Annotated in this window: 15 protein-coding genes; all 15 read left to right on the top strand. The window is 70.8% G+C overall.

Annotated features, from left to right (window positions below; all coding sequences use genetic code 11):
- Nucleotides 1-73: 73 nt before the first annotated feature.
- The 15 genes from AC5L3Z_RS22665 (at nucleotide 74) to nuoN (ending at nucleotide 17,989) form a co-directional block, all read left to right on the top strand.
- On the top strand, nucleotides 74-1,348 hold the full coding sequence (locus AC5L3Z_RS22665; protein ID WP_494844846.1) for a geranylgeranyl reductase family protein: 1,275 nt from the start codon (nucleotides 74-76) through the stop codon (nucleotides 1,346-1,348).
- A gap of 135 nt (nucleotides 1,349-1,483) precedes the next feature.
- Complete coding sequence (locus AC5L3Z_RS22660; RefSeq protein ID WP_132391534.1) at nucleotides 1,484-1,849, top strand: NADH-quinone oxidoreductase subunit A; 366 nt, start codon at nucleotides 1,484-1,486, stop codon at nucleotides 1,847-1,849.
- Between the two features lie 14 nt (nucleotides 1,850-1,863).
- Nucleotides 1,864-2,541: a NuoB/complex I 20 kDa subunit family protein gene (locus tag AC5L3Z_RS22655; RefSeq protein WP_494844845.1), complete on the top strand. Its 678-nt coding sequence runs from the start codon at nucleotides 1,864-1,866 to the stop codon at nucleotides 2,539-2,541.
- Nucleotides 2,538-3,275 carry an NADH-quinone oxidoreductase subunit C gene (locus tag AC5L3Z_RS22650; protein WP_494844844.1) on the top strand — a complete coding sequence of 246 codons (738 nt, stop codon included), beginning with the start codon at nucleotides 2,538-2,540 and terminating at the stop codon, nucleotides 3,273-3,275. Before AC5L3Z_RS22655 ends, AC5L3Z_RS22650 begins: the two co-directional genes overlap by 4 nt.
- A gap of 52 nt (nucleotides 3,276-3,327) precedes the next feature.
- Complete coding sequence (locus AC5L3Z_RS22645; protein WP_494844842.1) at nucleotides 3,328-4,653, top strand: NADH-quinone oxidoreductase subunit D; 1,326 nt, start codon at nucleotides 3,328-3,330, stop codon at nucleotides 4,651-4,653.
- Nucleotides 4,654-4,762: 109 nt separating this feature from the next.
- Nucleotides 4,763-5,920: an NADH-quinone oxidoreductase subunit NuoE gene (nuoE, locus tag AC5L3Z_RS22640; RefSeq protein WP_494844841.1), complete on the top strand. Its 1,158-nt coding sequence runs from the start codon at nucleotides 4,763-4,765 to the stop codon at nucleotides 5,918-5,920.
- Nucleotides 5,917-7,233 carry an NADH-quinone oxidoreductase subunit NuoF gene (nuoF, locus tag AC5L3Z_RS22635; protein ID WP_494844839.1) on the top strand — a complete coding sequence of 439 codons (1,317 nt, stop codon included), beginning with the start codon at nucleotides 5,917-5,919 and terminating at the stop codon, nucleotides 7,231-7,233. Before nuoE ends, nuoF begins: the two co-directional genes overlap by 4 nt.
- On the top strand, nucleotides 7,233-9,740 hold the full coding sequence (locus tag AC5L3Z_RS22630; RefSeq protein ID WP_494844837.1) for an NADH-quinone oxidoreductase subunit G: 2,508 nt from the start codon (nucleotides 7,233-7,235) through the stop codon (nucleotides 9,738-9,740). Before nuoF ends, AC5L3Z_RS22630 begins: the two co-directional genes overlap by 1 nt.
- Entirely contained in the window at nucleotides 9,737-11,092 is a 1,356-nt protein-coding gene (gene nuoH, locus AC5L3Z_RS22625; protein WP_494844836.1) for an NADH-quinone oxidoreductase subunit NuoH, read from the top strand. Before AC5L3Z_RS22630 ends, nuoH begins: the two co-directional genes overlap by 4 nt.
- Nucleotide 11,093: 1 nt before the next feature.
- Nucleotides 11,094-11,747 carry an NADH-quinone oxidoreductase subunit NuoI gene (gene nuoI, locus AC5L3Z_RS22620; protein ID WP_494844834.1) on the top strand — a complete coding sequence of 218 codons (654 nt, stop codon included), beginning with the start codon at nucleotides 11,094-11,096 and terminating at the stop codon, nucleotides 11,745-11,747.
- The gene (locus AC5L3Z_RS22615; RefSeq protein ID WP_494844833.1) at nucleotides 11,744-12,514 is read left to right on the top strand and encodes an NADH-quinone oxidoreductase subunit J; all 771 of its coding nucleotides are present in this window, start codon (nucleotides 11,744-11,746) and stop codon (nucleotides 12,512-12,514) included. The genes nuoI and AC5L3Z_RS22615 overlap by 4 nt, the downstream gene beginning before the upstream one ends.
- Nucleotides 12,515-12,572: 58 nt before the next feature.
- Nucleotides 12,573-12,872: an NADH-quinone oxidoreductase subunit NuoK gene (gene nuoK, locus AC5L3Z_RS22610; protein ID WP_088959269.1), complete on the top strand. Its 300-nt coding sequence runs from the start codon at nucleotides 12,573-12,575 to the stop codon at nucleotides 12,870-12,872.
- Nucleotides 12,873-12,883: 11 nt separating this feature from the next.
- Entirely contained in the window at nucleotides 12,884-14,842 is a 1,959-nt protein-coding gene (gene nuoL / locus AC5L3Z_RS22605) for an NADH-quinone oxidoreductase subunit L (RefSeq protein WP_494844831.1), read from the top strand.
- A 64-nt stretch (nucleotides 14,843-14,906) separates the two neighbouring features.
- Nucleotides 14,907-16,439 carry an NADH-quinone oxidoreductase subunit M gene (locus AC5L3Z_RS22600; protein WP_494844829.1) on the top strand — a complete coding sequence of 511 codons (1,533 nt, stop codon included), beginning with the start codon at nucleotides 14,907-14,909 and terminating at the stop codon, nucleotides 16,437-16,439.
- Nucleotides 16,436-17,989, top strand: a complete 1,554-nt coding sequence (nuoN, locus tag AC5L3Z_RS22595) for an NADH-quinone oxidoreductase subunit NuoN (RefSeq protein WP_494844828.1) — start codon at nucleotides 16,436-16,438, stop codon at nucleotides 17,987-17,989. The genes AC5L3Z_RS22600 and nuoN overlap by 4 nt, the downstream gene beginning before the upstream one ends.
- Nucleotides 17,990-18,057: the final 68 nt, after the last annotated feature.

Raw genomic sequence — 18,057 nt, 5'->3', positions numbered from 1 at the left:
GTGTAACGCCGGTCATAGACTCCAACCCGATCGGCTTGTGAAGCATTTCACGAGCATGCGGGAGGAGGCGCAGATGACCGCGGTGGAGAACGACGCCGACGTGATCGTCGTGGGCGCCGGTCCCGGAGGATCGGCGACCGCGTACCACCTGGCGCGGCACGGCGTGCGCGTGCTGCTGCTGGAGAAGACCGAGTTCCCCCGGGAGAAGGTCTGCGGGGACGGGCTCACCCCCCGGGCCGTGCGCCAGCTGATCCGGATGGGCGTGGACACCTCGCCCGAGGCCGGCTGGCTGCAGAACAAGGGACTGCGGGTGATCGGCGGCGGGGTACGCCTCGAACTGGACTGGCCCGACCTGGCCAGCTTCCCCAACTACGGGCTGGTCCGCACCCGGCTGGACTTCGACGACCTGCTCGCCCAGCGCGCGGTCTCCGCCGGGGCGAAGCTGCGTACCGGCGTGAACGTCATGGGTCCGGTGCTCGACGCCGACGACCGGGTGATCGGCGTGCAGGCCGAGGTCGGCCCGGAGAAGGAGCCGGCCACCTTCCACGCCCCGCTGGTCGTCGCCGCGGACGGCGTCTCCGGTCGTTTCCCGCTCGCCCTCGGGCTGGCCAAGCGGGAGGACCGCCCGATCGGGGTGGCCGTCCGGCGCTACTACCGCTCGCCGGCCAAGCACGACGACAACTACCTGGAGTCCTGGCTGGAGCTGCGCAGCAAGGACAGCGACGCCCTGCTCCCCGGCTACGGCTGGATCTTCGGGCTCGGCGACGGGCGGGTCAACGTCGGTCTGGGCGTGCTCAACTCGTCCTCCGCCTTCGGTAAGACCAACTACCGACGGCTGCTCACCGACTGGCTGGCCAACACCCCCGAGGACTGGGGGATGACCGACGAGGCGAACGCCGAGGGACCGATCCTCGGCGCGGCGCTGCCGATGGGCTTCAACCGGGTCCCGCACTACACCCGCGGGGTCCTGCTGGTCGGCGACTCCGGCGGCATGGTCAACCCGTTCAACGGCGAGGGCATCGCGTACGCGATGGAGTCCGGCGAGCTGGCCGCGGAGGTCGCGGTCCAGGCGCTCGCCCGGCCGGCCGGCCCCGAGCGGGAGCGGGCGCTGATGGCGTACCCGCAGGAGCTCAAGGCGCGCTTCGGCGGCTACTACCGACTCGGCGGGATCTTCGTCAAGCTGATCGGCCGTCCCGAGGTGATGCGGATGGCGACCCGGCACGGCATGCCGCACCCGACCTTGATGCGCTTCGTGCTCAAGCTGCTGGCCAACCTGACCGACCCGCGCGGCGGGGACGCGATGGACCGGGTCATCAACGCCATGACCAAGGCGGCGCCCGCCGTCTAGACCACCGCGCCCGGGGCCAACGACGGCCCCGGGCGAGGACAAAGATCGACCCCCGCTGACGGACGTCACGAGGGACGTGAATAGTGTGATTTTCGTCAAGCACCAGGGGCAGGGGAAGGACGAGCAGGAGAAAAGATGTCGCTCTCGCCTTACGCACCGATCATCGGGCTGTTCGCCCTCGCCGCGGGGTTCGCGCTGTTCTCCGTGGCCGCCGCCCGCTTCGCCGGTCCCCGGCGCTTCAACAAGGCCAAGCTCGAGGCGTACGAGTGCGGCATCGAGCCGAGCCCGCAGCCGGTGGGCGGCGGGCGGTTCCCGATCAAGTTCTACCTGACGGCGATGCTCTTCATCGTCTTCGACATCGAGATCATCTTCCTCTACCCCTGGGCGGTCTCCTTCGACGCCCTGCCGATCTTCGGCTTCGTGGAGATGGTCCTGTTCATCGTCGCGGTCTTCGTCGCGTACGCCTACGTGTGGCGGCGCGGCGGCCTGGACTGGGACTGAGGGAGGTACGTCAGATGGGCATCGAGGAGAAGCTCCCCGCCGGCGTCCTGCTCACCTCCGTGGAGAAGCTGGTCAACTGGTCGCGGAAGTCGTCCGTCTGGGGCGCCACCTTCGGCCTGGCCTGCTGCGCCATCGAGATGATGGCCGCCGGTGGTCCGCACTACGACATGGGCCGCTGGGGCATGGAGGTCTTCCGGGCCTCGCCGCGCCAGGCCGACCTGATGATCGTCGCCGGCCGGGTCAGCCAGAAGATGGCCCCGGTGCTGCGCCAGATCTACGACCAGATGGCGGAGCCCCGCTGGGTGCTCTCCATGGGCGTCTGCGCCAGCAGCGGCGGCATGTTCAACAACTACGCGATTGTCCAGGGCGTCGACCACGTGGTCCCGGTGGACATGTACCTCCCCGGCTGCCCGCCTCGGCCCGAGATGCTCATCGACGCGATCCTCAAGCTCCGCGAGAAGATCATGTACGAGCCGCTGGGCGCGAACGGCCGCAAGATGCTCCAGGCCCGCACCGAGCGCGGTGACGTTCCCGTGGTGCCGTACGGCTCGATGCCGTCGTCGTACCGCAACGACAAGGCCCGGCGTGCCGAGTGGACGAAGGCGGTCCGCGAGGGGCGCGAGGAGCAGTTGCGGATCGAGAACTGGATGAACGCCCAGAACCACCTCCACGCACACGGGGGCCCGAAATGACGGCACCGAACGACAGGAACGACGACGGCGGGGTGCCGGTACCGGTGACCCCGGCCGGGGCCAGCAGCACCGCCCCGGCCGAGTACCCGCCGTCCAGCCCCGCCGGGCGTGGCATGTTCGGCATCCAGGGCTCCGGCGACGTCTCCGGCTTCGGCGGCCTGGTCCGCCAGCGCCGGCCGGTCGAGGAGACCCCGCGCCCGTACGGCAGCTACTTCGACGAGGTGCGGGACGCGCTGGAGGAGGCGTACCCGGGCTTCGGCGAGGCGATCGAGAAGGTCGTGGTCGACCGGGGCGAGCTGACCCTGCACGTCCGGCCGGAGCGGATCGCCGAGGTCTGCCAGGTGATGCGGGACGACCTCGCGCTCCGCTTCGAGCTCTGCTCCTCGGTCTCCGGTGTGGACTACCTGGGCGCCGACGAGCGGCGGCTGCACGTCGTCTACCAGCTCACCTCGATGACCTACCGGCGTCGGGTCCGGCTGGAGGCCGCGGTCCCCGCCGAGCACCCGCACCTGCCGAGCGTCACCACCGTCTACCCGACCGCCGACTGGCAGGAGCGGGAGGCGTACGACATGTTCGGCATCGTCTTCGACGGCCACCCCAACCTGACCCGGATCCTCATGCCGGACGACTGGGAGGGGCACCCGCAGCGCAAGGACTACCCGCTCGGCGGCGTCCCCGTCGAGTACAAGGGCGCGGAGATCCCCCCGCCGGATCGCAGGAGGTCGTACCAGTGATCGGTGCGAGGAGTGAGCTTGCGAGCCCCGCAGTCCCGATCGGAGGGCTGAAGTGACCACGTCGAACTACGCGACCGAGCGTGAGACCACCGAGGGGAAGGTCTTCACCGTCACCGGTGGGGACTGGGACGAGGTCGTCTCCGGCACCGACCCGATCAACGACGAGCGGATCGTCGTCAACATGGGTCCGCAGCACCCGTCCACGCACGGCGTGCTCCGGTTGATCCTGGAGCTGGAGGGCGAGACGGTCCGGGAGGCCCGCTCGGTCGTCGGCTACCTGCACACCGGCATCGAGAAGAACCTCGAGTACCGCAACTGGGTCCAGGGTTCGACCTTCGTGACCCGGATGGACTACCTCTCGCCGCTGTTCAACGAGACGGCGTACGCGCTGGCGGTGGAGAAGCTGCTCGGCATCACCGACGAGGTGACCGAGCGGGCGAACACCATCCGCGTGCTGATGATGGAGCTGAACCGGATCTCCTCGCACCTGGTCTGGCTGGCCACCACCGGCATGGAGCTGGGCGCCATCTCGATCATGCTGTACGGCTTCCGGGAGCGGGAGTACATCCTCGACATCTTCGAGACCATCACCGGCCTGCGGATGAACCACGCGTACATCCGGCCCGGCGGTGTGGCGCAGGACGTGCCGGACGAGGCGATCGGCAAGATCCGCGACTTCCTCAAGATGATGCCGAAGAAGCTCAAGGAGTACGAGGACCTCCTCTCCGGCCAGCCGATCTGGGTCGAGCGGACGACGAACGTGGCGGTGCTCGACGTGACCGCGTGCCTCGCGCTCGGCGTGACCGGTCCGGTGCTCCGCTCCGCGGGGCTCGCCTGGGACCTGCGCAAGACCATGCCGTACTGCGGCTACGAGACCTACGAGTTCGACGTGCCGACCCACCCGGCCGGGGACGTCTGGGGCCGCTACCAGGTCCGGCTCGCCGAGATCCGGGAGTCGCTCAAGCTGGTCGAGCAGGCGCTGGACCGGCTGAAGCCGGGCCCGGTGATGGTCGCCGACCGCAAGATCGCCTGGCCGGCGCAGCTGGCCATCGGCGTGGACGGCATGGGCAACTCGCTGGAGCACGTCGCCAAGATCATGGGTCAGTCGATGGAGTCGCTGATCCACCACTTCAAGCTCGTCACCGAGGGCTTCCGGGTCCCGCCGGGCCAGGTGTACGTCGCCATCGAGTCGCCCCGCGGCGAGCTGGGCGTGCACGCGGTCTCCGACGGCGGCACCCGCCCCTACCGGGTGCACTACCGGGAGCCGAGCTTCGTCAACCTCCAGGCCCTCCCGGCGATGGCCGAGGGCGGCCTGATCGCCGACGTGATCGCCGGCGGCGCCTCGCTGGACCCCGTGATGGGTGGGTGTGACAGGTGAGCGCGAGGAGTGAGCTTGCGAGCCCCAGCCGCCCGCGCGAGGAGCGAGCGGAGCGAGCCCCGCAGTCGCGGGTAGAAGCTGCTGCAGTCGCGAACGGAAGGCGACGCTGATGAGTGTTTTCACTGAGCAGACCCGGGAGCGGGCGCGGGAGATCATCGCCCGGTACCCGGCCGACCGGTCCCGCTCGGCGCTGCTGCCGCTGCTGCACCTGGTGCAGGCCGAGGAGGGCTACGTCTCCCCGGCCGGTGTCGAGTTCTGCGCCGAGGTGCTGGGGCTCAACAAGGCCCAGGTCGGCGCGGTCGCCACCTTCTACACCATGTACAAGCGCAAGCCGACCGGTGACTTCCTGGTCAGCGTCTGCACCAACACCATGTGCAACGTGCTCGGTGGCCAGGAGGTCTACGACACCCTCGCCGAGCACCTCGGCGTCGGGCACGACGAGACCACCGCCGACGGGACCATCACCCTGGAGCACGCCGAGTGCCTGGCGGCGTGCGACTACGGCCCGGTGATGACCGTCAACTACGACTTCTTCGACCGCGTCGACCCGCAGGCCGCGGTCGGGGTCGTCGACGAGCTGCGCGCCGGCGGCCGGCCGATGCCGACCCGGGGCGCCCGGCTCTGCACGCTCAAGGAGATGGCGGTCCAGCTCGCCGGCTTCGCCGACCCGCGCGAGGGCGCGGTCGCCGACGGCGGACCGGGCGAGCCGACCCTGCGCGGCCTGCGGCTGGCGGAGCAGCACGGCATCTCGGTGCCCGGCTTCGACCCGAACACGCCGATCCGCAGCAAGGCGGAGGCCGACCTGGCCGCCGCCGAGGCGAAGGCGAAGACCGAGGCCGCGAAGCCGGCTCCGGCCGCGGTCGCCGCGAAGGGCGGCGACGGCGCGTCGGCCCCGAACGCTACGGCCGGCAGGGCCGGAGCCGGCGAGCCGGCGAAGCCGGAGCAGGCCACCGGCAGCACCGCGCCGGACGTGAAGGCGCCGGACGACAAGTCGCCGCAGGTGCGTACCGCCGAGACCCGGCAGCCCGACGCGGCCACCGCCGTGCCGGACGCCCCGGGCACCAAGCTCCCGTCGGACACCGCGCCGCCGGCGCCGCGCGACGCGCGGGAGGCGGAGGCCGCCGGCGCGGCGGCCAACGAGCCGGCCGGCGACGGCAAGCCCGCCGGTGACTCCACCGGCGCGCAGGAGCGCAACCTCAACGAAGCGTCGGCGGACGCCGGTGGCGCGAGCCCCGCCGTCGCCAGCGAGACGGGGGCCCAGAAGTGACCACTCCCCGGCCGGAGACCCTGGCCAAGCTCACCCCGGTGCTCACCAAGCGCTGGCTCTCGCCGGACGCCTGGCGGATCGGCACCTACGAGCGGCTCGACGGCTACGCCGGGCTGCGCAAGGCGCTCCGGGCGCACCCGGACGACCTGATCCAGCTGATCAAGGATTCCGGGCTGCGCGGTCGTGGCGGCGCCGGCTTCCCCACCGGTCTCAAGTGGGGGTTCATCCCGCAGGGTGACGGCAAGCCGCACTACCTCGTGGTCAACGCCGACGAGGGCGAGCCGGGCACCTGCAAGGACCTGCCGCTGATGACCCACGACCCGCACTCGCTGGTCGAGGGCGTGATCATCGCGTCGTACGCGATCCGGGCCAACCGCGCCTACATCTACATCCGGGGCGAGGCGGTGCACGCCGCGCGGCGGCTGCGCAACGCCGTCCAGGAGGCGTACGCCAAGGGCTACCTCGGCCGGAACATCCTCGGCTCGAAGTTCGACCTGGACCTGGTGGTGCACTCCGGGGCCGGGGCGTACATCTGCGGCGAGGAGACCGCGCTGCTGGACTCGCTGGAGGGCTTCCGGGGCCAGCCCCGGCTGCGCCCGCCGTTCCCGGCGACCCACGGCCTGTACGCCAGCCCGACGGTGGTCAACAACGTCGGCACCATCGCCAGCGTCCCGTACATCGTGCTGGGCGGCGCGGACTGGTGGAAGACCATGGGCACGGAGAAGTCCTCCGGGCCGATGATCTACTCGCTCTCCGGCCGGATCGCCAACCCGGGCCAGTTCGAGTGCTCGATGGGGATCACCCTGCGCGAGCTGATCGAGCTGGCCGGCGGGATGCAGCCCGGGCACAACCTCAAGTTCTGGACCCCGGGCGGTTCGTCGACGCCGCTGCTCACCGCCGAGCACCTGGACGTTCCGCTGGACTTCGAGGGGGTGGCGGCGGCCGGGTCGATCCTCGGCACCACGGCCACCCAGATCTTCTCCGACCAGGACTGCCCGGTCTACGCGACCTACCGGTGGCTGGAGTTCTACCACCACGAGTCGTGCGGCAAGTGCACCCCGTGCCGCGAGGGCAACTACTGGATGGTGCGGGTCTACCGGCGGATCCTCGCCGGCCAGGGCACCCACGAGGACCTGGACACCCTGCTCGACACCTGCGACAACATCCTCGGCCGCTCGTTCTGCGGCCTGGGTGACGGTGCGACCAGCTCGGTGACCTCGTCGCTGAAGTACTTCAAGCAGGACTACCTCGACTACATCGAGGGACGTACCGCGCCGAAGCTGTCGGACAAGCAGTTGGTGGGAGCCCACTAATGACCGATGTCGTCAAGGCCCCGGAAACCGTCACGCTCACCATCGACGGCGTCGAGGTCACCGCCCCGAAGGGCGCGCTGCTGATCCGGGTCGCCGAGCAGCTGGGCACCGAGATCCCGCGCTTCTGCGACCACCCGCTGCTGGCCCCGGCCGGCGCCTGCCGGCAGTGCCTGGTGGAGGTGGAGGGCCAGCGCAAGCCGGTCGCCTCCTGCACCCAGACCGTCGCCGACGGCATGGTGGTACGGACCCAGCTCACCTCGCCGGTCGCCAAGAAGGCGCAGGAGGGGGTCATGGAGCTGCTGCTGCTCAACCACCCGCTCGACTGCCCGATGTGCGACAAGGGTGGCGAGTGCCCGCTGCAGAACCAGGCGATGTCCACCGGCCGGACGGACTCCCGCTTCCACGAGCACAAGCGGGAGTACCCCAAGCCGCTGCCGATCAGCACCCAGGTGCTGCTCGACCGGGAGCGCTGCGTGCTCTGCCAGCGCTGCACCCGGTTCTCCGAGGAGATCGCCGGCGACAAGTTCATCGACCTGATGGGCCGCTCCTCCGCCGAGGAGATCAACATCTACCGGGACGAGGAGTACGGCGAGGAGGGCGACGCGGGCGACGTGCCGTTCAACTCCTACTTCTCCGGCAACACCGTGCAGATCTGCCCGGTGGGCGCGCTCACCGGCGCGCAGTACCGGTTCCGCGCCCGCCCGTTCGACCTGGTCTCCAGCCCGAGCGTCTGCGAGCACTGCTCGGCCGGCTGCGCCCAGCGCACCGACTGGCGGCGGGGCAAGGTGCTGCGCCGGCTGGCCGGCGACGACCCGGCGGTCAACGAGGAGTGGAACTGCGACAAGGGGCGGTGGGGCTTCCAGTACACCCGCGCCTTCGACCGGCTCAGCACTCCGCTGGTCCGCGACGAGCGCACCGGTGAGCTGCGCGAGGCGTCCTGGAGCGAGGCGCTGACCCGCGCCGCCGAAGGGCTGCGCGCCGCCCGGGACGGCGGCCGGGGCACCGCGGTGCTGACCGGTGGCCGGCTGACCGTCGAGGACGCCTACGCGTACTCGAAGTTCGCCCGGGTCGCCCTGCAGACCAACGACATCGACTTTCGGGCCCGGCCGGTCTCCCGCGAGGAGGCCGACTTCCTGGCCGCCACGGTCGCCGGGATCACCGACGTGACCTACGCGGACGTCGAGAAGGCGTCCTCGGTGGTGCTGGTCGGCCTGGAGCCGGAGGAGGAGTGCCCGATCCTCTTCCTGCGGCTGCGCAAGGCGTACCTGAAGAAGAAGCTGACGGTCTACGCGATCGCGCCGTTCGCCACCCGCGGCCTGGAGAAGCTCGGGGCCAAGCTGGCCCGGGTGGTGCCGGGCGAGGAGGCGAGCGTGCTCGCCGAGCACGACACGGTGGCCGAGGCGCTCGGCGCCGAGGGGGCGATCCTCTTCGTCGGCGAGCGGCTGGCCAGCGTGCCGGGCGCGCTCTCCGCCGCCGCGGCCGTCGCCCGGCGTACCGGCGCGAAGCTGGCCTGGGTGCCGCGGCGCGCGGGTGACCGGGGCGCGGTCGACACCGGCTGCCTGCCGAACCTGCTGCCCGGCGGACGCCCGGTCACCGAGCCGGCCGCCCGCGCCGAGCTCGGCGAGACCTGGGACATCCCGGCCGGGGTGATCCCCAGCCAGGCCGGCCGGGACACCGACCAGATCCTCGCCGCGGCTGCGAACGGCCAGCTCGGCGCCCTGGTGGTGGCCGGCGTGGACCCGGCGGACCTGGCCGACCCGCGGCTGGCCGAGGCGGCCCTGGACGCGGTGCCGTTCCTGGTCAGCCTGGAGTTGCGCAACTCGGCGGTGGCCCGCCGGGCGGACGTGGTCCTCCCGGTCGCCCCGGTGGTCGAGAAGGCCGGCAGCTTCCTGGACTGGGAGGGCCGGCTGCGCCCCTTCGAGGCGGTGCTCAAGACCGCCGCGATGACCGACGGCCGGGTGCTGGACGCGCTCGCCGCGCAGCTCGACGTCCGGCTCGGCACCGGTGACGTGACCAGCATCCGCCGGGAGCTGGGTGGGCTGCCGCCGACCCGGGTGGACCGACCGGCCGTCCCGACGGTCGAGCCGGCCGCCGTCCGACAGCCCGGGCCCGGCGAGGCCGTGCTGGCCACCTGGCACCAGCTGATCGACCTGGGCAGCCTCACCGACGGCGACGAGCACCTCGCCGGCACCGCCCGCCCGCCGGTGGTCCGGCTGGGCAAGGGCACCGCCGAGGCGATCGGGGTCGCCGACGGCGACCCGGTCACGGTGGGCACCGACCGCGGCGCGGTCACCCTGCCCGCGGCGATCACCGAGATGCCGGACGGTGTCGTCTGGCTGCCGACCAATTCACCCGGCTCGACCGTCCGGCGCAGCCTCGGCGCGACGTCCGGCGCGGTCGTACGGATCTCCGTCCCCGCCACCGGCACGGCCGTCCCGGCCGGTCGGGTCGCGGCCGACGAGGCCGGCCGGCCGGGTCCGCTCCTCAACGCTGGGGGTAACCAGTGAGCGCGCTCTACCTGGCGCAGGACCCGACGCTGGCCGACTTCGGCCGGGACCCGTGGTGGCTGGTCCTCGGCAAGATCGTCTTCGCGTTCGTCTTCGGCCTGCTCGCCACGCTGCTCGGCGTCTGGTTCGAGCGGCGGGTCGTCGGCTACATGCAGGTCCGGCCCGGCCCCAACCAGGTCGGCCCGTTCGGTCTGCTGCAGACCCTCGCCGACGGCCTGAAGATGGCCTTCAAGGAGGACATCCTGCCGCGGGCCGCGGACAAGGTCGTCTACTTCTTCGCGCCGACCATCTCGGTCATCTGCGCGGTCACCGCCCTGTCGGTGGTGCCGTTCGGGCCGATGGTGAGCATCTTCGGCCACCAGACGCCGCTGCAGGTCACCGACGTGCCGGTGGCGGTGCTGGTACTGCTGGCCTGCTCCTCGATGGGCATCTACGGCATCGTGCTGGGCGGCTGGGCCTCCGGCTCGACGTACCCGCTCCTCGGCGGCCTGCGCTCCAGCGCCCAGATGATCTCGTACGAGGTCGCGATGGGCCTGAGCATCGTGGCCGTCTTCATGACCGCCGGCACGATGTCCACCAGCGGGATCGTCGCCGCCCAGGCGGACGGCACCAAGCTGGACTTCTTCGGCAGCCAGATCACCGCCCCCGGCTGGTACGCGGTCCTGCTGCTGCCCAGCTTCATCATCTTCTTCATCTCCACCGTCGGCGAGACCAACCGGGCGCCGTTCGACCTGCCCGAGGCGGAGTCGGAGCTGGTGGCCGGCTTCATGACCGAGTACAGCTCGCTGAAGTTCGCGCTCTTCATGCTCTCCGAGTACGTCTCGATGGTGACCATGTCCGCGGTCACCACGACGCTCTTCCTCGGCGGCTGGCGGGCCCCGGCCCCGATCACCACCTTCTGGGCCGGCGCCAACTCCGGCTGGTGGCCGTTGCTCTGGTTCTTCGGCAAGGTGCTGATCCTGGTCTTCGTCTTCGTCTGGCTGCGGGGCACCCTGCCCCGGCTGCGCTACGACCAGTTCATGCGCTTCGGCTGGAAGGTCCTGCTCCCGATCAACCTGGTCTGGATCCTGGTCCTCGCCGGCCTGCGCTCGATCGAGGACTGGGAGCGCACCGACAAGCTGGTCGCCGTCGGCATCCCCGCCGGCCTCCTGCTGATCGCCACGCTGTTCTGGCCGAGCCGCAAGCCGCAGCCGAAGCCGAGCCTCCAGGAACAGGCCGACAGCCGGCCGCACGGCAGCTTCCCGCTGCCGCCGATGGATCTTCAGGTGCCACCGAGCCCGCGCACCAAGCGCGTGGTCGCCGAGCGGGAGCCGGCCAACATCGCTGCCGGCTCGGACTCCAGGGAGGTGTGACGTGGGCGCGATCACCGGAACGTTCAAGGGATTCGGTGTCACCTTCTCGCACATGTTCAGGAAGGTCGTCACGACCGACTACCCGTTCAAGCCGCCGGTCTCGGCGCCGCGCTACCACGGGCGGCACATCCTCAACCGGCACCCGGACGGCCTGGAGAAGTGCATCGGCTGCGAGCTGTGCGCCTGGGCCTGCCCGGCGGACGCCATCTACGTCGAGGGCGGCGACAACACCGACGAGCAGCGCTTCTCGCCGGGTGAGCGGTACGCCAGCGTCTACCAGATCAACTACGCCCGGTGCATCTTCTGCGGGCTCTGCATCGAGGCCTGCCCGACCCGTTCGCTGACCATGAGCAACGAGTACGAGCTGGCCCGGGACAACCGGCAGGACCTGATCTTCACGAAGGAGCAGCTGCTCGCGCCGCTGCTGCCGGGGATGGAGCAGCCGCCGCACCCGATGCGCCTGGGCGACAGCGAGAAGGACTACTACGTCGGCGCGCTCGACAACCCGGGCACCTCGGCCGGCGCCGAGCGCTCGGTCAACAACCCGGGCCGCTACCAGGTGGAGGAGCACCCCGGGGTGACCTTCCCCGGCGCCGAGCAGGCGGCCCAGCGGGCCGGCGCGGGATCCGCGGCGGGCAAGGGAGACGGAGCATGACCACGCAGACGGTGCTCGCCGCGGCGGGCCAGGTGTCCGGGGGTGAGGAGGTCACCTTCTGGATCCTCGCCCCGCTGGCGCTGATCGGCGCGATCGGCATGGTCTGGGCCCGCAACGCCGTGCACTCGGCGCTCTGGCTGGTGCTGACCATGCTCTGCCTGGGCGTGTTCTACGTCCTCCAGGCCGGCCCGTTCATCGGCATGGTGCAGATCATCGTCTACACCGGCGCGATCATGATGCTCTTCCTCTTCGTGCTGATGCTGGTCGGTCGGGACGCCTCGGACTCCCTGATCGAGACGCTGCGCGGCCAGCGGGTCGCCGCGGTCGTCCTCGGGCTCGGCTTCGCCGGCCTGGTCGCCACCGGCCTGCGCCGGGCGCTCGACGGGACCACCGCGGTGGGCCTGGAGCAGGCCAACGCCGAGGGGAACGTGCAGGGCATCGCCCGACTGCTCTTCACCAAGTACGTCTTCGCCTTCGAGCTGACCTCCGCGCTGCTGATCACCGCGGCCGTCGGCGCGATGGTGCTGGCGCACGTGGAGCGGCGCAAGGAGGACCGGATGGACCAGGTCGCCACCATGAAGGCCCGGTTCCGCCCCGGCAACTACCCCGGCCCGAAGCCCGGCCCGGGCGTCTTCGCCACCTCCTCCTCGGTCGCCACCCCGGCCCGCCTGCCCGACGGCCGGCTGACCGACCGCAGCACCCCGGCGATCCTTCCCCAGCGGGAGCTGACCCATGAGGAGACCACGTTGAAGGGGACGGACCGGTGAGCGCGAGGAGTGCAGCGGAGCGGAGCCCCGCAGTCGCGAACGAAAGGCTGGCTCAGGCATGACGCCCGACTACTACCTGATCCTCGCCGCGGTGCTCTTCACCATCGGTGCGGTCGGCGTGCTCGTGCGGCGCAACGCGATCGTGCTGTTCATGTGCGTCGAGCTGATGCTCAACGCGGCCAACCTGACGCTGGTCACCTTCAGCCGGATCAACGGTGACCTCAACGGCCAGATCATGGCGTTCTTCGTGATGGTGGTGGCCGCGGCCGAGGTCGTGGTCGGGCTCGCGATCATCATGTCGATCTTCCGGACCCGGCGCTCCGCGAGCGTCGACGACGCCAACCTGCTGAAGTACTGAGGGGTCCTGCGGTGGGAGAGATTCTGACGAACGCACCGGCTGAGCCGGTGGGAACCGTCGCCTACGCGACGGCGGGTGGGCTGCTGAGCGCCGTCTGGCTGCTGGTGGCGATCCCGCTGGTCAGTGCGGCGGTCCTGCTGCTGCTCGGCCGGCGGGCCGACCGCTGGGGGCACTGGCTGGGCGTGGCCGCCATCGGCGCCGCGTTCGTGCTCGGCCTCGGCTCCTTCTTCCAGCTCCGCGGCTTGGAGAACAAGTCCGTCGAGCTGAGCCTCTGGGACTTCATCGCGGTCGGCGGCCTGAAGGTGGACTTCGGTCTGCTCTTCGACCCGCTGGCCGCGGTCTTCGTCCTGCTGATCACCGGGGTGGGCTTCCTGATCCACCTCTACGCGGTCGAGTACATGGCGCACGACGAGGGCCGGCGACGGTTCTTCGCGTACTTCAACCTCTTCGTCGCCGCGATGCTGCTGCTGGTGCTCGGCAACAACTACGTGATGCTCTACTTCGGCTGGGAGGGCGTCGGTCTGGCCTCGTACCTGCTGATCTCCTTCTGGTACGGGCGGCCGAGCGCGGCCACCGCCGGCAAGAAGGCGTTCCTGATGAACCGGGTCGGCGACGCGGGCCTGGCGATCGGCATCTTCATCATGTTCGCCACCCTCGGCACCACCCAGTACGACGAGGTCTTCAACGGTGTCGGCGCGCTCCAGGCCGGCACCGTGCTGGTGCTGGGCCTGCTGCTGCTGCTCGGTGCGGCCGGCAAGTCCGGCCAGTTCCCGCTCCAGGCCTGGCTGCCGGACGCGATGGAGGGCCCGACCCCGGTGTCGGCGCTCATCCACGCCGCGACCATGGTCACCGCGGGCGTCTACCTGATCGCCCGGTCCAACCCGATCTTCTCGGCCAACGCCACGCTCCAGCTCGTCGTGGTGAGCGTCGGCGCGCTGACCCTGCTCATGGGCTGCGTCATCGGCGCCGCCAAGGACGACATCAAGCGGGTGCTGGCCTGGTCGACGGTGAGCCAGATCGGCTACATGTTCCTCGGCGTCGGCCTGGGCGGCGCGGCGTACGCGCTGGCCATCGTGCACCTGTTGGCGCACGGGTTCTTCAAGGCCAACATGTTCCTCGGCGCCGGCTCGGTCATGCACGGCATGAACGACCAGGTCGACATCCGCCGCTTCGGCGGGCTGTCGAAGTACATGAAGGTCACCTGGATCACCTTCATGATGGGCTGGCTCGCCATCATCGGCATGTTCCCGTTCTCCGGCTTCTTCTCCAAGGAGCCGATCATCGTGGCCGCCTTCGAGCGGGAGGGCTGGACGGCCTGGCTCTTCGGCGGGGCCGCGCTGCTCGGCGCCGGGCTCACCGCCTTCTACATGACCCGGCTCTTCGTGCTCACCTTCCACGGCCCGAAGCGGTGGACCGAGGAGATCGAGCACCCGCACGAGTCGCCGAAGCTGATGACCATCCCGCTGATCCTGCTGGCGATCGGCTCGGTCGGAGCCGGCTTCCTGCTCGCCACCTCGGTCCCGGACTGGCTGACCGCCACCGCCGGCCTGAACGTCGAGGAGGCGGCGCACGCGTCGGTCCTCCCGCACTGGCTGCTCACCGTGCTGTCGCTGGTGGTCACCGTGCTCGGCGCCGGGCTGGCCTGGGCGCTGTTCCGCAACGGCACGGCCACCGCGCCGCAGCCGGCCGGGGTGCTGGTCACCGCCGCCCGGCGCAACCTCTACACCGACGCCTTCAACGAGGCGGTCTTCGAGAAGCCGGGCATCTTCCTCACCCGGGCGCTCGTCTTCCTCGACAACCGGGGCGTCGACGGGCTGGTCAACGGCCTCGCCGCGGCGGTCGGCGGTGGCTCCGGCCGGCTCCGGCGGCTGCAGACCGGCTTCGTCCGGTCGTACGCGACCTCCATCCTCACCGGCGCGGTGCTCGTGGTGGCGGCGTTCCTGGCAGTGCAGGCGGGGTGGCTGGCGTGATCGACCTCAACACGCCCGCCCCCGCCGGCGGACCACGCAGTGACGACGGAGGTAAGGCCGAATAATGTCCAACTTTCCGTTCCTCTCGGTGCTGACCGTGGCGCCGCTGGTCGGCGCCCTGGTGGTGGCCCTCCTGCCGCGTCGCCGGCCCGAGCTGGCCAAGCAGGTCGCCTTCGGCTGGTCACTGCTGGTGCTGGTGCTCTCCGTCGTCATGTGGATGTCGTTCTCCGCGGGCGGCGACCGGCTCCAGTTCCGTGAGTCGTACCCGTGGATCCCCACCTGGGGGGTCAACTTCACCTTCGCCGCCGACGGCATCGCGCTGGTCATGCTGATGCTGATCGCGGTGCTGGTGCCGCTGGTGATCCTGGCGTCCTGGCACGACGCCGAGTCGTCGAAGCGGTCGGTGCCGGTCTACTTCGCCCTGCTGCTCGTCCTCGAGAGCACGATGATCGGCGTCTTCGCCGCCGCCGACGTCTTCCTGTTCTACGTGTTCTTCGAGGTCATGCTGGTGCCGATGTACTTCCTGATCGGCAGCTACGGCGGCCACCAGCGGCAGTACGCGGCGGTGAAGTTCTTCCTCTACTCGCTCGTCGGCGGGCTCTTCATGCTCGCCGCGGTGATCGGCCTCTGGGTCGTCGGCGGAAAGACCTTCGACTGGCAGACGCTGACCCAGGTGGACATCTCCACCGGGACCGAGCGCTGGCTCTTCCTCGGCTTCTTCCTCGCCTTCGCGATCAAGGCGCCGTTCTTCCCGTTCCACACCTGGCTGCCCGACGCCGGTGGGGCCGCCCCGGCCGGTGCGGCCGCGCTGCTGGTCGGCGTGCTGGACAAGGTCGGCACCTTCGGCATCCTGCGCTACTGCCTGCCGCTCTTTCCGGAGGCGTCGCGGTGGTTCGCCCCCTGGGCGCTGGCGCTCGGCCTGATCGGCATCATCTATGCGGCGCTGCTGGCGGTCGGCCAGTCCGACCTGAAGCGCCTGGTGTCGTACACCTCGATCGCCCACTTCGGGTTCATCGGGGTCGGCATCTTCGCGTTCACCACCCAGGCCGGCACCGGCGCGGTGCTCTACATGCTCAACCACGGCCTCGCCACCGGCCTGCTCTTCCTGGTGGTGGGCATGCTGATCGCCCGCCGCGGCTCCGCCCTGATCAAGGACTACGGCGGCGCCGGCAAGCTGGTGCCGCTTCTGGCCGGCGTGCTCTTCTTCGCCGGCCTGGCGTCGCTGGCGCTGCCCGGCACCGCGCCGTTCGTCTCGGAGTTCCTGGTGCTGATCGGCACCTTCACGGTGAACAAGCCGGTCGCGGTGATCGCCACCCTGGGCATCATCCTGGCCGCCGCGTACGTGCTCTGGATGGTGCAGCGCACCACGCAGGGCACCCTCAACCCGGAGCTGACCGAGGTGGAGGGCATGCGCCGCGACCTCAGCCTGCGCGAGAAGGTCGTGGTCGCCCCGCTGATCGCACTGATCGTGCTGCTCGGCTTCTATCCCAAGCCGGTCACCGACGTCATCAACCCCGCCGTCCAGGCGACCATGAACGACGTCGGCCGGACCGATCCCGCCCCGACGGTCGGCAGCGTCCAGGAGGCCGCAAAATGACCGAGCTGAAGTTGCCGTCGATCGACTACGCGGCGCTCGCTCCGATCCTGATCATGCTCGGCGCCGCCCTGGTCGGCGTGCTGGTCGAGGCCTTCGTGCCGCGTCGGCGCCGGCACCTGGTGCAGTTGTCGTTCGCGCTGCTGGCGGTGCTCGCCGCGCTGGTGATGGTGGTGCTGAACGCCGGCGACCGGCTGATCACCGCCGGTGGGGCGATCGCGGTGGACGGGCCCACGCTCTTCCTCCAGGGCGCGATCCTGGTGCTCGCCGCGATGGCGCTGCTGCTCATCGGCGAGCGCTCGGTGGAGCGTGGCGGCGCGTTCGTCGCCCAGGCCGCGGTCACCGCCGAGTCGGCCGACGACCGGCGGCAGGCCGAGGGGAGCAACGGCGCGACCGAGGTCTACCCGCTGACCACCTTCGCGATCGGCGGCATGCTGATCTTCGTGGCGGCGAACGACCTGCTGACCATGTTCATCGCGCTGGAGGTCTTCTCGCTGCCGCTGTACCTGCTCTGCGCGCTGGCCCGTCGCCGGCGGCTGCTCAGCCAGGAAGCCGCGATGAAGTACTTCCTGCTCGGGGCGTACGCGTCGGCGTTCTTCCTGTTCGGCGTGGCGCTGGTGTACGGCTTCACCGCCGGCATCCCGGGCCGGTCCGCCGGCGTCGACTTCGCCACCGTGCACGCGGCGGTCGGCGAGTCGCCCGCCAGCGAGGTGCTGCTCTTCGCCGGCATGGCGATGCTCGCCATCGGACTGCTCTTCAAGGCCGCCGCCGCGCCGTTCCACGTCTGGACGCCGGACGTCTACCAGGGCGCCCCGACGCCGGTCACCGGCTTCATGGCGGCCTGCACCAAGGTCGCCGCGTTCGGCGCCCTGCTGCGGGTGTTCCACGTGGCGTTCGCCGACGCGGCCTGGGACTTCACCCCGGTCCTCGGCGTGGTGGCGGTGCTGACCATGCTGGTCGGCGCCGTGCTGGCGGTCACCCAGACCGACATCAAGCGGCTGCTGGCCTACTCGTCCATCGCCAACGCCGGTTACCTGCTCGTCGGGGTGCTCGCCCCGAGCAGCGCGGGCATCTCCGGCACGATGTTCTACCTGGCCGCGTACGGCTTCACGGTGCTCGCCGCCTTCGCCGTGGTGACGCTGGTCCGGGACGCCGACGGGGAGGCCACCCACCTGTCCCGTTGGGCCGGGCTGGGCCGCCGCTCGCCGTTCTACGCGGCGGTCTTCACCTTCATCCTGCTGGCCTTCGCCGGTATCCCGCTGACCAGCGGCTTCACCAGCAAGTTCGCGGTCTTCGGGCCGGCCCTGGAGAGTGGGCACGCCTGGCTGGTGGTGGCCGGCGTGCTGACCAGCATGGTGCTGGCCTTCCCGTACCTGCGGGTCGTGGTGATGATGTGGCTCTCCGAGCCGGGCGAGGCGACCCCGACCGTCACGGTGCCGGGCGGGCTGACCGCGACGGCGCTCATGATCGGCGTGGCGGCCACCCTGGTGCTGGGTGTGGCGCCGGCGCCGCTGCTCGACCTGGCGAACGAGGCCGCCGCGTTCGTACGATGATCCACTTGAGGTGGGCTGTGGGGCCGGTGCGCGGACGCGCGCCGGCCCCACGGCCGTATCCCCGACCC

This window comes from Micromonospora sp. LZ37, from assembly GCF_059359015.1.
This window is presented reverse-complemented; position numbering and strand designations above follow the sequence as displayed.

Coding starts and splice junctions, on each gene's coding strand:
- AC5L3Z_RS22650 (WP_494844844.1), top strand. CDS start 2,538: ATGACGGCACCGAACGACAGGAACGACGACGGCGGGGTGCCGGTACCG.
- AC5L3Z_RS22660 (WP_132391534.1), top strand. CDS start 1,484: ATGTCGCTCTCGCCTTACGCACCGATCATCGGGCTGTTCGCCCTCGCC.
- nuoN (WP_494844828.1), top strand. CDS start 16,436: ATGACCGAGCTGAAGTTGCCGTCGATCGACTACGCGGCGCTCGCTCCG.
- AC5L3Z_RS22665 (WP_494844846.1), top strand. CDS start 74: ATGACCGCGGTGGAGAACGACGCCGACGTGATCGTCGTGGGCGCCGGT.
- AC5L3Z_RS22600 (WP_494844829.1), top strand. CDS start 14,907: ATGTCCAACTTTCCGTTCCTCTCGGTGCTGACCGTGGCGCCGCTGGTC.
- AC5L3Z_RS22615 (WP_494844833.1), top strand. CDS start 11,744: ATGACCACGCAGACGGTGCTCGCCGCGGCGGGCCAGGTGTCCGGGGGT.
- nuoK (WP_088959269.1), top strand. CDS start 12,573: ATGACGCCCGACTACTACCTGATCCTCGCCGCGGTGCTCTTCACCATC.
- AC5L3Z_RS22655 (WP_494844845.1), top strand. CDS start 1,864: ATGGGCATCGAGGAGAAGCTCCCCGCCGGCGTCCTGCTCACCTCCGTG.
- nuoE (WP_494844841.1), top strand. CDS start 4,763: ATGAGTGTTTTCACTGAGCAGACCCGGGAGCGGGCGCGGGAGATCATC.
- AC5L3Z_RS22630 (WP_494844837.1), top strand. CDS start 7,233: ATGACCGATGTCGTCAAGGCCCCGGAAACCGTCACGCTCACCATCGAC.